This window comes from Chryseobacterium herbae (assembly GCF_025154075.1).
Classification (GTDB): Bacteria; Bacteroidota; Bacteroidia; order Flavobacteriales; family Weeksellaceae; genus Chryseobacterium; species Chryseobacterium herbae.
Genome location: NZ_JAOAMU010000001.1, coordinates 209,991 through 224,763, shown reverse-complemented (window position 1 = coordinate 224,763; position 14,773 = coordinate 209,991). Strand labels below are relative to the sequence as shown.

Annotated in this window: 16 protein-coding genes; 6 read left to right on the top strand and 10 right to left on the bottom strand. The window is 39.1% G+C overall.

The annotated features are described in order from the left end of the window. Positions 1–16: 16 nt before the first annotated feature. The 3 genes from N0B48_RS00995 to N0B48_RS00985 form a co-directional block, all read right to left on the bottom strand. Positions 17–520 (bottom strand): DinB family protein, encoded by a 504-nt coding sequence (locus tag N0B48_RS00995; RefSeq protein WP_259835840.1) that lies wholly within the window; start codon positions 518–520, stop codon positions 17–19. Between the two features lie 76 nt (positions 521–596). Next, a complete protein-coding gene (locus tag N0B48_RS00990) occupies positions 597–1,763 on the bottom strand; it encodes an FAD-dependent oxidoreductase (RefSeq protein ID WP_259835838.1) in 1,167 nt (388 codons plus the stop codon). A 19-nt stretch (positions 1,764–1,782) separates the two neighbouring features. Next, positions 1,783–2,541 carry a helix-turn-helix domain-containing protein gene (locus N0B48_RS00985; RefSeq protein WP_259835837.1) on the bottom strand — a complete coding sequence of 253 codons (759 nt, stop codon included), beginning with the start codon at positions 2,539–2,541 and terminating at the stop codon, positions 1,783–1,785. A gap of 189 nt (positions 2,542–2,730) precedes the next feature. Here N0B48_RS00985 and N0B48_RS00980 point away from each other — a divergent pair, with 189 nt between their 5' ends. The 3 genes from N0B48_RS00980 to N0B48_RS00970 are packed head-to-tail and all read left to right on the top strand — an operon-like array spanning position 2,731 to position 5,295. Further along, positions 2,731–3,870, top strand: coding sequence for a tetratricopeptide repeat protein (locus tag N0B48_RS00980; RefSeq protein WP_259835835.1), 1,140 nt, complete (start codon positions 2,731–2,733; stop codon positions 3,868–3,870). 53 nt (positions 3,871–3,923) lie between these two features. Further along, positions 3,924–4,916, top strand: coding sequence for an MsnO8 family LLM class oxidoreductase (locus N0B48_RS00975; protein WP_259835833.1), 993 nt, complete (start codon positions 3,924–3,926; stop codon positions 4,914–4,916). 16 nt (positions 4,917–4,932) lie between these two features. Then, on the top strand, positions 4,933–5,295 hold the full coding sequence (locus N0B48_RS00970) for a hypothetical protein (protein WP_259835831.1): 363 nt from the start codon (positions 4,933–4,935) through the stop codon (positions 5,293–5,295). Positions 5,296–5,425: 130 nt separating this feature from the next. Here N0B48_RS00970 and N0B48_RS00965 read toward each other — a convergent pair whose 3' ends face one another. Further along, positions 5,426–6,283, bottom strand: a complete 858-nt coding sequence (locus tag N0B48_RS00965; RefSeq protein WP_259835829.1) for a DUF1932 domain-containing protein — start codon at positions 6,281–6,283, stop codon at positions 5,426–5,428. A gap of 168 nt (positions 6,284–6,451) precedes the next feature. On the opposite strand from N0B48_RS00965, the gene N0B48_RS00960 reads away from it, so the two are divergent. Continuing rightward, positions 6,452–7,033 (top strand): Crp/Fnr family transcriptional regulator, encoded by a 582-nt coding sequence (locus N0B48_RS00960; protein ID WP_259835827.1) that lies wholly within the window; start codon positions 6,452–6,454, stop codon positions 7,031–7,033. A 307-nt stretch (positions 7,034–7,340) separates the two neighbouring features. Further along, positions 7,341–8,279: a ketopantoate reductase family protein gene (locus N0B48_RS00955; RefSeq protein WP_259835824.1), complete on the top strand. Its 939-nt coding sequence runs from the start codon at positions 7,341–7,343 to the stop codon at positions 8,277–8,279. A gap of 165 nt (positions 8,280–8,444) precedes the next feature. On the opposite strand, the gene N0B48_RS00950 is transcribed toward N0B48_RS00955, so the two are convergent. From N0B48_RS00950 to N0B48_RS00925, 6 genes are all read right to left on the bottom strand, one after another. Further along, entirely contained in the window at positions 8,445–10,583 is a 2,139-nt protein-coding gene (locus tag N0B48_RS00950; RefSeq protein WP_259835821.1) for a S8 family peptidase, read from the bottom strand. Positions 10,584–10,784: 201 nt separating this feature from the next. Then, entirely contained in the window at positions 10,785–11,135 is a 351-nt protein-coding gene (locus N0B48_RS00945; protein WP_259835817.1) for a 4Fe-4S dicluster domain-containing protein, read from the bottom strand. Positions 11,136–11,489: 354 nt separating this feature from the next. Continuing rightward, a complete protein-coding gene (locus tag N0B48_RS00940) occupies positions 11,490–11,621 on the bottom strand; it encodes a hypothetical protein (RefSeq protein ID WP_259835814.1) in 132 nt (43 codons plus the stop codon). Positions 11,622–11,663: 42 nt separating this feature from the next. Further along, complete coding sequence (locus N0B48_RS00935) at positions 11,664–12,218, bottom strand: NADPH-dependent FMN reductase (RefSeq protein WP_259835812.1); 555 nt, start codon at positions 12,216–12,218, stop codon at positions 11,664–11,666. A gap of 7 nt (positions 12,219–12,225) precedes the next feature. Next, complete coding sequence (locus N0B48_RS00930; RefSeq protein ID WP_259835810.1) at positions 12,226–12,726, bottom strand: DUF2480 family protein; 501 nt, start codon at positions 12,724–12,726, stop codon at positions 12,226–12,228. Between the two features lie 244 nt (positions 12,727–12,970). Next, positions 12,971–13,597 (bottom strand): superoxide dismutase, encoded by a 627-nt coding sequence (locus N0B48_RS00925; RefSeq protein ID WP_259835808.1) that lies wholly within the window; start codon positions 13,595–13,597, stop codon positions 12,971–12,973. A 192-nt stretch (positions 13,598–13,789) separates the two neighbouring features. Here N0B48_RS00925 and N0B48_RS00920 point away from each other — a divergent pair, with 192 nt between their 5' ends. Then, positions 13,790–14,410: a helix-turn-helix transcriptional regulator gene (locus N0B48_RS00920; RefSeq protein WP_259835806.1), complete on the top strand. Its 621-nt coding sequence runs from the start codon at positions 13,790–13,792 to the stop codon at positions 14,408–14,410. Positions 14,411–14,773: the final 363 nt, after the last annotated feature.

Here is a 14,773-nt window from a genome sequence, read left to right as displayed (position 1 = left end):
AACCCGTACCCTGTAACTACAACCTCACACTCATATCCTGCACCTCCTCAGCCGAAAAGCCATAGATCTGTGGCGTCTTCACGTCAAGAAGATTGAGATAGATATATAATTCGCCTCTGTGGTGGATCTCATGTTCTATCATCGCTCTCAGCCATTTCCAGATAGAAATTTCATTTCCCGGAGGCGTCAGACATTTGCGGTTGAGGTCTTCATCAGATAGCCCGCTGATGATCTCTATCGTCTGTCTGTGCATTTCATTAAAGAAAGCAAGGATATTGTCATACCCGTCTGCCAACTCCTTACCGCAACCCTGATAAGCACTTTTTTTTCCTAAAATAGTTTCACCGTACATATACCTTTCGATGGAAGCAATATGCCTGATCTGATCACCAATTGTAAATTTTCCCTGTTTATAGGAAAAATCAAGATGCTCCGGCGGAACCACTTCAATGAGACGAAGCGTTCTGACCCGTACTTTTTCATAATAATCAATAAATGACTGTACAGAGGTAATTTCCATAAATAGATCTTTTGATTCTGTAAATTATTGAAAATTTAGGTACGGACAAAAACTTTTCGGGTTATTTTGTGAAAATTTAATGACTGGTGAAAAATTCCAACATTGTAGCCAGTGCCGTTTCAGAATGCATCTTTTCCCCATTTTCTAAAGAATCTTTAGTGGCTTCAGCGGCTCTTTGACGCATCTGGTGCTCATAGTGGGAAATAGCTTCCTGCAATGTACTGAATTGATCCGATGTCAGACATTCACTGAGTTCCAGGGCATCCAGCATCGCCATATTGGCGCCTTCTCCGGCAAAAGGAGGCATCACATGAGCGGCATCACCAAGAAGAGTCAGATTAGACTGAGTTTCCCATGTCTGATCCAAAGGCATCGAATAGATAGGGCGCGGAATAAATGGGACTGAAGCATTTTCAAAAAGCTCGTACCAGATGTCGCTCCATTCAGGATATTCTTTTTTGAACCATTCCAGGATCTTTTTTGAATCAGAAAAATCAAGACCGCTTTCCTTCGCCCAGTTTTCATCTGTTCTGAAGCTGGCATAGAATCCTAGATCGCCGTTTCCTTTCTGACCCAGCAGAAGGTTTTTATTGTTTCCGAAAGCCATTATTTTACCATCTTTGATCAGCTCTTTGATATGCGGGGCCGCTTTTTCAGCATTGTAAACATTCCCTTCCAGCATTAAAATTCCAGAATAGATAGGCTTAAGAGCTGTCAGATAAGGCCGGATTTTTGAATTGGCACCATCCGCAGCAATCACAATATCTGCGTAGGCCGAATAACCGTTTTTGAAATGGAGCAGCCAGCCTCCGTTTTGTGCTTCCATGGAAACAAAATGACTGTCCCATACCACGGTTTCGGGCTGTAAAGAATCCAGAAGCATATTTCTCAGCGGTCCACGGTCAATTTCAGGACGGAAATGTTGATTTCCGAAATCTTCATCAGGTTTCGTTTCATGATCACTGAAAACTATTTCTGCATGTTCATTCACGATCAGTGCTTTGTCGGCACCGGGACGATAATTCTTTTTAAATTCGTCCAGCAGATCGGCACCTCGAAGGGCGTCCATTCCGGATCCTTCATGCATATCGAGCGGGGAACCCTGTACCCGTGCATTTTTATTGAGGTCTCTTTCATATACTTTTACGTCAGCACCTTTAAGCTGTAAAAGTCTGGCTAGCGTCAATCCTCCGGGACCTCCGCCTACTATAGCAATTGATTTATTTTCTATTAACATTTTCATTCATTTTACTGATGCAAAATTATTTTTGTTTCAGTATGGATAATAGTATAAATCGGTCATTTTTGTTTTTGGATAATTCTTTCGGAGGTACGCCTGAAAATTTTTTGATCTCTTTGATGAAATGAGTCTGATCTGTAAAGTTGAGTTCCGGAAACAGCTTGCCTTCAGCAATATGCGCTAAAGATGCTCTGAAACGCAGAATCGTGGAATAGGCTTTTAGAGAAAGTCCGAATTGCTGATTAAAATAACGGTTGATCTGTCTGCTGCTCCAGCCTGTCTGTTCCGAAAGTTCCTTTACACTCATCTCGCCGTTTGATGAATAGATGAGGTCGAAAAGTTTTCGTTTTCTTTCATCAATAGTTTCCGGTAAAAGTTCCGTTACGATTTGAGATATTCTTTGGTTGAAAGTTTCAAGGTCTTTGAGATCATCTGTCGTGACATTCCAAAAGTCATCGGGAAGAATTCTTGCCGTATTGAGCAGATCCGCAATTGAAGTTTTCAGAATATATTCAACAGCGATTGGCCTGAAGCTGACCACAAAAGCGATAGTTCCGGGTAGGATAGCTCTCTGTTCCGGTGCCGTTTCCAATCCGATGAGAAAAATATTGAATGGATCATCTGGTCCGAACCGCATAAAAAACAGATCGACTCTTCCGTCAGGCATTACAACAACTTCTTTTGCTGTATCAGACGGATTATGAAACATACCGATGTTTTCTACAAAGCTGTCCAAAGACGGATCAGGCTTGATAAATTGGTAATAGAATTCGTTGCTCATAGAAATGTTGTTCTATTTTTTGATCGGCTTTTTCAGAAAATTAAATTACAAAAAAACTGGAATTAAAAGCAAAAAATCGGTATAATTGATCTTAAGTGAAATTTAGTTATGTCTTTAATCCGTGAATAATCTGATTGTAAAATTTGGAAAATATTCAAATAACTTATAATTTAGTTACAAATCACAAATATGAAAATCCTGCTTTGCATCTGTCTTTTTATTTTCAGCATTCCAACTCTTACGGCTCAGGTAATCGATAAAGAAAAACTCCTTGAGTATTATGAATCCCAACGCTATGCTGAAGCTGCCCAATATCTTCAAAGCATCTATCCTGAAGATACGAAAGACATCAAAGCATTGACCCAAATGGCTTATTGTCACATGATGTCGGGAAAGCTGCCGGAAGCAGAGAAAAACTACCTGAAAGTGAATGCTGCAGAACCCGATAATATTCCTGTTTTATTCAGTTTAGCAAATATCAATTCCAGAAGAGGGAACGGAACGAAAGCCAAAACCTACCTTTTACAGATTGTTCAGCTGGACAGCCTTAATTTCAATGCCTACAGACAATTGGCGGGTTTGGGAGATACTGCTGAAGAAAAACTGAGTTATCTGAAAAAAGCCAATACCTTGAATACTACGGATCCTGATGTTGCTTTTGATCTCTCTGCAGCTTACCGTGAACTTAAGCAGTATCAACGGGCCTATGACGTGCTCAAAATAGCTATCGATGCTGATAACGCCAACTTTACATTACAATCTGCACAGCTTCCTTTGGCTAATCAGCTGGGAAAATACAAAGAAGTCATTGAAACAGGAGAGAAGCTCATGAAGGAGGATGCGGATGCCAATGTGATCAATGAGATGGGGCAGGCTTATTTCTATTTAAAAGAGTATCAGAAATGTGCAGCTGCTTTTAAAACATTAGAAGATTTGGGGATTCAGAATGAAGGAACTTTATATTATATGGCTTTGAGTTATCGCGAGCTGAAGGATTATGATAATGCACTCATGTATGCTGAAAAAACCATCGATGAAGGGATATCAAAGCATATAGAGCTTTATTATATTGCTTTAGCGGGCATTTATGAAAATAAAAATCGATTTTCAGAGGCTTTGGAGGCGTATAAAAGAGGTCTTACGTTTCATCATACTAATCATACAATTTATTACCGTTTGGGACTTCTCTATGATTTCAACCTGAAACAGACCAAAAATGCGGTCACTTACTATAATCTGTATCTGAAAAACAAACCGGATCCGGAGAAAGAACAGGAGCAGATCACGTATGTCAAAGCACGAATCATAGCATTAAGTTCAAAGATATAGGCCTCTCAATCTATAAATTATTTTTAGTTTTACAGTAAAAGTAAACAGCCGGTATGAAATTAAAATTGGGCATTCTGGATCAGTCTCCAACTATTGAAAAGGGAAGTGCTTTACAGGCCTTAAAGAACAGTATCGATCTCGCCGTATTTGCAGATGAAGCAGGATTTCATCGTGTGATCTATTCTGAGCATCACGGTGTGGAAGCCTATGGAAGCGCCAGTCCAGAGATTCTTTCTGCAGTAATATTAAGTAAGACCAAACGCATCAAAGTAGGAACAGGAGGGATTATGATGAAGAATTATTCAGCCTATAAGATCGCGGAATGGGCCAAAATGCTCGGCAGCCTGTATCCTGAGCGTTTTATTCTGGGACTGGGAAAAGCGCCGGGAGGTTTAAAGGATGCCGTTTCTGCGCTTAATAATCACAGACCTGTTATTTTATCCAGTCAGGAAACCAAACTTGAAGAAATCATACAATATATTAAAGAAGAGAAAGGGATTTATGACGGACTTATTGCGCAACCCACACATGTTGCCCACCTTCCTGAGATTCTTTGGCTGGGCTCCGGAATTCAGTCTGCTACAGAAGCCGCAAAACATGGCGTAGGGTATTCCTATGCAGATTTTATGAGAAATGACCAGGGATTGGACAGTACGGAAACGTATCTAAACAAATTTGACAGAAATCAGTATAGTCCGGTTCCTTCACTACAGGTCGCCGTTGCCGTTTCAGTGGCAGAAGATCTGAAATCGGCCCGCTACAATGCCTACGGAATGGCTTACCAGTTTCTGCAGGCAAGGCATATTCAGGCTCCTGAAGCGCTGCTTCCCAGTGAAACCATTGAACAGAGGATTCTCGGAACTGAAGATGAAGAAGAATTTTTTAAGATTCTGGATCATATTATTCTGGGGACTCCCGGAAATATATCAGAAAAGCTTCTGGAAAAGGCTGAGGAATATAATACGTATGAACTCCTGATCCTCTGTAATATGTATCGGGAAAGAGATCGCGTAGATACCTACAAAAGTATTATATTGGCCAATTAATAATCACACCTTGCTTATGAGCTACAATATTCAGTTATTCACCGTTGAAACAAAAGAAAAAGAACAGGCAGCTGATGATGACAGCTTTTTTGACAGGGAAGAAAATCTTGTACCCTTTACGGAAAAACAGGTTACAGGATTAAAAGAACGTCTTTTAAGGTACAAATATCAATTAACAGGAGAAGATGACTATGGGCTTCATTTCAGTCATCCGGATGAAGATTTTGGAAATACCTTATTAACAGAGAAAGGGTTGTATTTCAATGCCAGTCTAAGTGAAAGTTCCATTTTTGAAGTGGGAATGACGGCATCTGAATTTACCGATACCGGCGAATTTGCAAAATATGATCCGCAGAATGAAGGCTGGGAGGAATTTTAAACACTGAGGTTCTAAATTATAACCATAGTCAATATTCAGGCACAACAATGACAAAAAAGGTGAGCTTGATCTTTTTTGTTCTTACTCATTTGATATCAAATAAAAAAATCGGTGATTACTTGTTATCAGATCATTTTTTAAAATTCTGTAAGGTTTCTATAACTCCTTTAGGGTTTTCATTCTCAAAAATACCTGATTTGGAAACCCTCTCAAAAGTTTCGGCAGTTCCGGAAGCAATAATATGAGGGAGACCTTCATTTTTCAGCATGTCGGCCAGACCTTTCATTTCATCAATCCTTCTCAAGATATGTTGCGGATAGGTGGGGGTTGTTTTAATGAGATCCTGATAAGTTCCGGGAAGAAATTCCTGAAGACTCTCATTCAGTTCATCAAGGATTCCGAAATGGGCTGCTGCGGTCATAGTCTCAAAAAAGAGAGCGTTCATTCCTTTATTCACCATCGAAAATAAAAGTTTGTAAGCTGATGCCGCCTCAGTTTTTTCACCGGCATCCTTAATTTTAAAAACAGACGCAAATAAATTGATAAACAGATGTCTGTAAATGCCACTCACGACCAACACTGCATGGTCCGGAACATCCTTAGAAGCACCCATTACAGCTCCGTTGACAAAAGGAACATCTATGGCCGAAAATAGTTCTTCCATGGATGAGGCAAGAGCAGGCGTATTAGAATTTAAATCCACGTAAAGAGGACGGTTTGGGGTTGTTTTCAGACATAAAATTATATGTTCCGCCATTTTTAGGCTTCCTTCCGGACTGGTAAGCGAAAGAATAACATCCGCCTGCTCAACGGTATCCTGAAGACAGTACGTGTCCGTAATTCCTGAATTTTGTATATTATCTAAGGTCCGGGCCGATCTTCCTTCTCCTGCAGTGATGACTTTAAAATCATGGTGTATAAGTGCTTTGGCTATTTGGACTCCCATATCTCCAGGGAAAAGAATGGCAATGACAGGCTGAGTTTTCAATATAGATAATTTTTAAAATGATAAATTGTTTGAACGACACAAATTTCTTCATTTTTTTGAATCGGTTGTGCATATTGTTTCGATAGTAATTATTGATAAAACCGATTAATAAAGGAAAATGTTCCGGATTTTGCTTAATTTTGATTCTTGTTGCGACACTTTATGATCATGAATAAGTCCTCAATTAATCATTATTTCCATTCTTTATTTGACATCAAAGAAGAGGTGGTTGAAAAAATTACAGAAACCTTTAGTTCCTTCGAACTCAAAGCGAATGAAGTTGTCCTGCATAAAGATGAGGTCAGTACGAGGACATTCTTCCTGGAAAAAGGCTACGTCCGTTCCTTTATTCTGAATGAGGACAATGAAGAAATCACGACTAATATATATGTAGCACCCTGTTTTGTCAATGACTTTTTATCCTTCTTCAGACAGCAGCCCGCCAAGGAAACCTACCAAACGATTACAGCCTGTTCGTTTTGGGAAACTGGTCTGGAAAATGTACAGCATAATTTTCATAACATCCCGGAATTCAGAGAATTCAGCAGACTGCTGTTTGTCCTGAATTACTACAGCATCCACGACCGGCTGATCGAAATGGCCAGTCAGAAAGCTTCTACACGGTATTTTAATCTGATGAAAAAGCATCCGGATATTTTCCAGCATGTACCGTTGAAAGTTATTGCATCCTATCTGGGGATCAAAGACAGTTCTTTGAGCCGGATCAGACGGGACATCAATAAAATGTAACCGTACGGGTTTGAGAGGTTTAGATGGGTTGCTGGTTGTCATTTGCTAGTTAAAATAACGTTGCTAGTTGCTGGTTCATAATGGTATAGTTAAAGTATTGCCTGTTTGTATCTGATCTCTTACATCTTGACTTTATCATTCACCATTCACTTGCAAAGCAAAATTCACTATTTCCATTTCTAACCTCAACCTAAAAGTCTCATGTCTTGTGTCTGAAATCTGATGTCTAAAATGTACCTTCTAATTTCTTTGCATTTGTCAAGTGATATATTCAAATTTGAAAGCCATCTTTGTTAAAAATTAATGTATGACTAAGAAACATATTGTAGTGGCCGGATTAGGTGGAGTAGGCGGATATTTTGGTTTTAAAATCAATCAGGAAAATGAGGCTTCCCAAAAATATAAGGTAACTTTTATCGCACGAAGTGAAACGTATAAAAAAGTAAAGGAAAATGGTCTGGTTCTTATCTCACCGGAACAGTCTGTAAATCATACGTTTCCTGATGCTGTAGAACAGAATATAACTGATGTAAAAGATCCGGACCTCGTATTGATTTGTGTCAAAGAATATGATCTCGAAAATATCTGCAGGCAGCTTAAAGACATCATCAGCAAGGATACCGTATTGCTTCCTATGATGAACGGTGCCGATATTTACGAAAGAATAAGAAAAATAATTCCAGATCACGTTATTCTGCCGACATGTCTTTATGTAGCTTCCCATATCAAAGAAAAAGGGGTTGTAGAGCATAAAGGAAAAACGGGAAAAATGATCGTAGGAAGAGATCCTCAACATTTCTCTGCTGATATAGACTGGATCGTAGATGTCCTGAAAGAAAGTAAAATCGACTTTGATTTTAAAGATAATTCACTGACAGATATCTGGACCAAATATATTTTCATCGCCAGCTTCGGACTGGTAACTGCGAAGCATAATTCTTCCATTGGAACGGTTTGTACGGATGATGGGCAAAAGCATGAAGCATCAGAGATCATGAAAGAGATTAAAATGATTGCTGACAAAAAAATGATCACTTTGGACGAAGATATTATTCAGAAAACATTTGCCAAAGCAGGGACATTCCCTTTTGAAACACCCACTTCTTTGCAGCTTGATGTCAATTCAGGAAAAGAAAATAATGAACTCGAATTATTGGGCGGTGCCGTTTTGAATTTCGGAAAGGAATTAGACATCGCAACGCCTTTTACCCGGAAAATATATGATGAGATCAAAGCCTTTTCATAATTGATTTAATTCAGTGATAAAAAACAGGACAGGAGAATCGGGATATAAATTTAAATTCTAAATAGTGTACTATGAGAAAAAGAATATCTCCTGCCTGTTATCTATAAAAAGTATATTATGGTTTTTACTGTGAATTGTTTGTATCCGACTCAAGCCGAGCTGAAATTATTCTTTGATCACTTTTTTAGAAATATTTATTTTTCCGGTTTTAATTTCAATGATGTAAATACCCTTAGCATAGGAAGATAAATCCAGGGATTCCTGATCACTTTTGATAATGCCCGTCTGCAGTTTTTTACCCGATATATCATAAATCGTGTACACAGATTTTTGCGGTGCTTTTACTATTTTAACGATATCTTTAGTTATAGCAGGCACCACTGCAATATCATCCCGCTCTTTGGCTGCTTCATCCGTAGCCAGAACCTGTGAATATCCTGAAACAAGAATAGAATAGTTTTGCGGAGCACTGGCCCCGGTACCATTCACCAGACTCCCTTTATTGGTAATTTCAATTCTATATTCCCGTCCGGCTGCAGGGGTCTGAATAAGTACCTGTTCCACATTGTCAACTGTATTATCCCCTTTCGTTGCTGGAGTCATGGGGCTTAATGCGTTTAATTTCCAAGGCTCATAAACCGTATTCGTGGTCGTGTCAATAATTCTTACATCTAAATCATTGATTAATTTTGAAGTTCTGTTGTTGTGAGCATCGGCATATGTTAAAGTAGGAGAAACGGTATACGCAGGATCAACCCATGAAATAGTTACCTTTAAAGGTTCGCTTCCTGAAGCAATAACTCTCTTTTTATTAGGAGTACCGCTGGTTAAAGTTTCATCATTAAAAAGAATGGAATTATTTGATTTTCCCACTAATAATTCTGCCCCTTTTTTAGCATCGATAAATCCCCATCCGTACTGCGGATCCGGTCCGATATTGCCGGCTTCCAAAGCGGAATGCACCACTAATGTTTTGGCGGAGGCTGCATTAAATTCTGCACCGCCGAAAAGCTGCTTGTTAATTTGTGTCCAAAGTCCGATAATTCCGGTTACTGCCGGTGCTGAATACGAGGTTCCACTGCCTACAGTAAGGCTTTGACTTCCCGTTAAATTTTCCTCCGTTACTAGGCTGCCAACACTGGTGCCTACTGCAACGATGTCTGGTTTTACGGCGCCGTCATCTCTCGGTCCTGCATTGCTGTAATCAGAACGAATAACGTCTGTCGCCGTCGTATATCTTCCCCCGTTGGCTGTAATAATATCGGTAGCGCCTACGATAATCATATTTTTGGCTACAGAACCCGGACCAATGCAGTCGAATCCCGATGCACAATTTACTGCCGGAAGGGTGTCTGTTGCCGCAAATTGAATAGGGTTATTATTATTGTCTGTATAGTACTTGGGAGTTGTTGAAGGTCCAGATCCGCCTCCATAGCCATTTCCAGCTGATTTTACAATAATATAAGAGGGATTGGCATACACAATCTGATCATAATTCTGATCGTTTATAAAGTAGGTCCCCTGAAGATCATAAGATGTGGAGGGACTGGTGAAAACACCATTCCATACCCATGCATTTGCTCCATTGATTTGTTGGAAATCCCAGCCGGCGTCCACACCATAAGAGTGATTGGATATTTTAGGTTGTGCCGTTAGAATCTTTTGATACACAGTACTGGTGGAAGTATTACCGGGTAAAGTAGTGGTGGTGAAAGTATAGGAATCAATCAGTGAATTCTTGGCAATTCCCTGAAAATTAATGGCTCTGGTACTTCCGTCGTTAAAAGTCATGGTTTGTGTATGTCCGTTTGATCCGATGAATCCGGCAACTGAAGTGGCGTGTCCTCCGTAATTCATGGTTGATGCTTCTTTGTTGGTAATTCTGTTGGGAAGATTGTTAAAAAGTACATGCCCGGCGAATACTCTGCCTGAGTTGGCTGCTTCACCACCGTCAAAAATGGTAAATTTAATATTTTCCCCGTTAAAAGATCCTGTCAGACCGCTTACCGTTCCGTTTTGGAGAAAATCAGAATTGGAGTTTTTGATTTGATCCATGTCATGGGGCTGAAGAAAGAATGGTTTTCCATTGGGTAGAAAACCTCCTAACCGGCTTCTTTTTTCTTCAATTTCTTTTTGAATCTCCGGAGTTTTTTCACGTGATCCATATTGTTTTGAAATATAGAAGTCAAATTTTTCGCTGTTTTCCTTATTCTGTCGTTCAAATTCTCTTTGAAGAGCAGCATTATCTTGTGCAGAAGCAAGAAAAGCGATTAATGTACTGGTCAGAAGTAATTGTTTTTTCATACGTGTAAAGCTTTTAATTTCAGTTAAATAACTCTGCAATTAAAAAAACTTTATCATCGATATAAAAAAACCACCATTAAAAACTTGTTAACAACTTGACGTATTTTTCATTTATTTTGTTAACTAAAAAAAAGACAAGATTCTGATTAACAGGAATTTGTTTTTTAAGAACTGTTAGCTTTCTGACTTTCAAAAAGACTTCTATTCTGTATGTAAAAATCGCTGACGATCCAACAGAGTTTCTTCGGTCTCACGGTGGTCCGGATCGTCTACACAACAGTCTACGGGACAAACTGTTTTACATTGTGGTTCTTCATGAAAACCTTTACATTCCGTGCATTTTCCGGGTACGATGTAGTAGACATCATCTGAGTAAGCCTGTTGAAAGCTACTTGCATCTATTTCTGTTCCGTCCGGAAAGACAACTTCCCCCGAAAGTTTTGTTTTGTCCTGCCAGCGCCAATCGATAGCTCCTTCATAAATAGCTGAGTTAGGACATTCAGGTTCGCAGGCTCCGCAGTTGATGCAGTCATCTGTTATTTTAATTGCCATAAATAGGTAAGATTTTAAATGGTGATTTTAAAAAAGGGATTTCCTTTCGACCTTTTTGGCTTGGGAAATCCCTCCGTCTAAACATAATTTAAATGAAAAAAACAATAGGCTGTAAGCATTGATCGGTCCGATGCTTAAGCAGTTTTCTTTTATTTTTGTGAATTAATTCTGTGCAATTTCTATGGAAAGTCCTTCCATTTCAGCCGTGAGCTGAATCTGACAGGCAAATCTGCTGGAAGGGAGCGTCGTAAAAAGTTCGGATAAGAGCGCCTCCTCCATATCACCTTTTTCTGGCAGAACAACAGTTTCATTCAGAATGTAGCAGTGACAGGTCGCACACATTACCATTCCTCCTCACATAGCTTCCATCGGCAACTCGTAAGCTTTACAGATATCTTTAAGGCTAAGTCCCATTTCCAGCGGACAGATCAGTTCATGGATATTTCCGTCCTGATCTTTTACTGTGATTGTAATTTCATCCTTCATTGTAATCTGTCAATTTTAATAGTCCTTAAATTATTAGTTTTACTATATTTTTTCTATCCTTTTTGTGGTAGCAATGCTGATCAGTTTATCGAATTTATCAGAGTACAGAGAAGATATTTTCTTGGGGTCTTCATGATCGAATAATGCAGTTCTCATCACGGGAACGCTGAAAGGTAAAGGCCATGCACGGAGTGATTTGGCGACAACATCCATCGTGTTGATACCCTGCATGGCATGCAGCCCGTCTGCCCAGCAAACCAGTCCAACCGTTTTATCTGTAAGGTACGGTTGATCATACCCCGAGGTAACTTCAAGCCAGTCCAGGCAGTTTTTCATCACTCCGGGAATGCTTCCGTGATAAAGAGGAGCAAGCCAGAAATGAATGTCTGCTTCCAGAAACAGCTGAGTCATACGCTGCACTGCCAGTGGTGTTTTGGTCAGCGTAACATCAAAGAGAGGAATGCCTGAGTCGGCCAATGTAAAGATTTCACTCTGGACACCTGATTTCTCAAGTCTTTCTGCAAAGTATCGTGAAATTCTGCCCGAGGTTGACTCAGATCTTCTTTCCAGGGAGCCGTTGAATATAATTGCTTTCATTGTTTTTTTAACTTTTAAAAATTACTTTCGGTAAGCCTATTTCGCCATACATCAGCGTTTTAACCAAGGGTTTCAGTAATCCGGCCGCCAGTAAATAGAGTGATGGATCGTAATCAGCGCTTGCCCTGACGACCACTTTCTGGTTTTTATAACATTTAAGATCTGCATACATCAGGCGCCGTTTCCAGAGATCCAGCAGAATAGTTTCCGCACTGTTTAAATCTGCGTAAACAGCATAAGGAGACAGTTTTTCCATTAACATCATAAATGCCCATGGTGGAATAATGGCATCTGTAGAGCAGATAATTCCTACAGCTTTTTCGTTGTACACAGAAAAATCTACAGCAGCGATTGATTCTTTAAATTCTTTCTCCTTTACAATCATTCCCATGAAAAGATAGTCTTTAATATCCAGCTCTACGATTTCTGTAGTGGGTTTATAGTTTAAAAGGTCCAGAGCAATAATTCCTGAGGCTTCTGCTTTATTGATGAAAATTTTCTGATCCATAATTGATTCTGTAATTAACTAGGTAAGGAAGCCTGAAGTTGGAAGAGGAAAGTTATTGAGATCCCAAAGAAATATTATAACCAGGTTTTATTAATTTTTGCCACTAAATAAACTACTCCGTGGCCAAGTCTGGAGAATTATTCTTGTCAAGGATACGATTCAATTCATTGTAACTTCAAGACACCTCCTTCCAGTTTCCTAATCTTAATTTTTCTAACCCGAATTCAGGTCATATTAAACTTGTTTATCTGATTTTTGAAAGCACTTCTTCGTATTTTTTTTCTACAGCTGACCAATTCAGAACAGACCAGAAAGACTCAAGATAATCTGCTCTTTTATTCTGATAAGCAAGATAGTAAGCATGTTCCCACACATCTATTCCAAGGATCGGGAAACCTCTGTTGGCAGATTGGGTATCCATCATGGGATTGTCCTGATTGGGTGTAGAAGTGATTGCGATTGAGCCATTGAATTTTACATATAACCATACCCATCCTGAACCAAATTGTCCGAGACCTGCTTTTTTCATTTCAGCTTTAAAATCTTCAAGACTTCCAAAAGTAGTGTTGATAGCTTCCGCCAGTTTTCCGTCAGGGTTTAATTTTGGTTGAGGAGAAAGAATTTCCCAGAATAAAGAGTGATTATAATGTCCACCGCCGTTGTTTCTAATAGCCGGACTGTATTCACTTATTCGCTGAAGGATGGAATCCAGGTCGGTAGAAGTTTCTTCAGCTGCTTTTAATGCCGCATTCAAATTATCAACATACGCCTGATGGTGACGCTGATGATGGATGGTCATGGTTTCTTTATCTATAAATGGTTCCAGTGCATCATAAGCATAAGGAAGCTGAGGTAATGTAAATGAGTTCATTTCTTTTATTTTTTTGATTAATGTGTTTCAAAGGTAATCATATATTTTAATAAAACAACTTATTGGTTGTTTTATGTTTTCGTTTGACTTTGATATAATGATTTGATTTTTATGTATTTAATGAATTAAATGGTAAATTATAGAAAATGACTATATTTGTTGTAGTAAATAAAACAACTAAAATATTGTCAAATGAAGAAGCCGGCAGTAGACCGCATCCTGATGTTTTTAAAGATGAGAGGAGAAGCAACATCCCTTTTGATCTCTAAAGAACTCTCTATTACAAAGGAGGGTGCGCGAAAGCATTTACTGAATCTTGCTGAGGAAGGACTCATCAGATCCATCACCAAAAGTGAAGGCGTGGGACGGCCATCTACTTACTACACGCTTACAGAAAAAGGACTTTCTCAATTTCCTGATTCTCATGCGGATGTTACGGTTCAGATCCTTCGGTCTGTAAAAAATCTTCTGGGAGAAAACGCATTGAATCTTTTGATTAACGACCGGGAAAAAAATACTTATGAACGTTATGAAAAAGCCTTAGTGAAAGCAGAATCTCTAGAGCAACGACTGGACGTACTGGTAAAAGTCCGCAGTGAAGAAGGCTATATGGCAGAATGGACAAAAGAAGGGGATGACTATTTCCTGATCGAAAATCACTGCCCAATCTGTGCCGCTGCCACTGAATGCCAGGGATTTTGCCGTGCTGAACTCTCCAATTTCCAAAATCTGATCGGTAAAAGTTATCAGGTGGAAAGAATAAACCACATTTTGTCGGGCGGACAGCGGTGTGTGTATAAAATAAGTGGGTGAATTTTTTAGGTAGGAGGTTGCAGATATTAGGTAGCAGGTAGTAGGTATAAGGTGATAGATTTATATTAAACATCAATAGGAGTGGGCTTTAGCCCGCTTTTAGTTTATAGATTTGATAAAGGTCTTAGTCCCATCTTAATTATGAAAAATCGCAAGGTCAATTTTTTGGTTTACAGATATGTTATTTACAATCAATGACAAGATTTTCTGCAAAGGCTAAAAATATTCAATAGGAGTGGGCTTTAGCCCGCTTTTAGTTTATAGATCTGATAAAGGCCTTAGTCCAATCTTAATTATGAAAAATCGCAAGGTCAATTTTTTGGTTTACAGATATGTTATTTACAATCAATGACAAGATTTTCT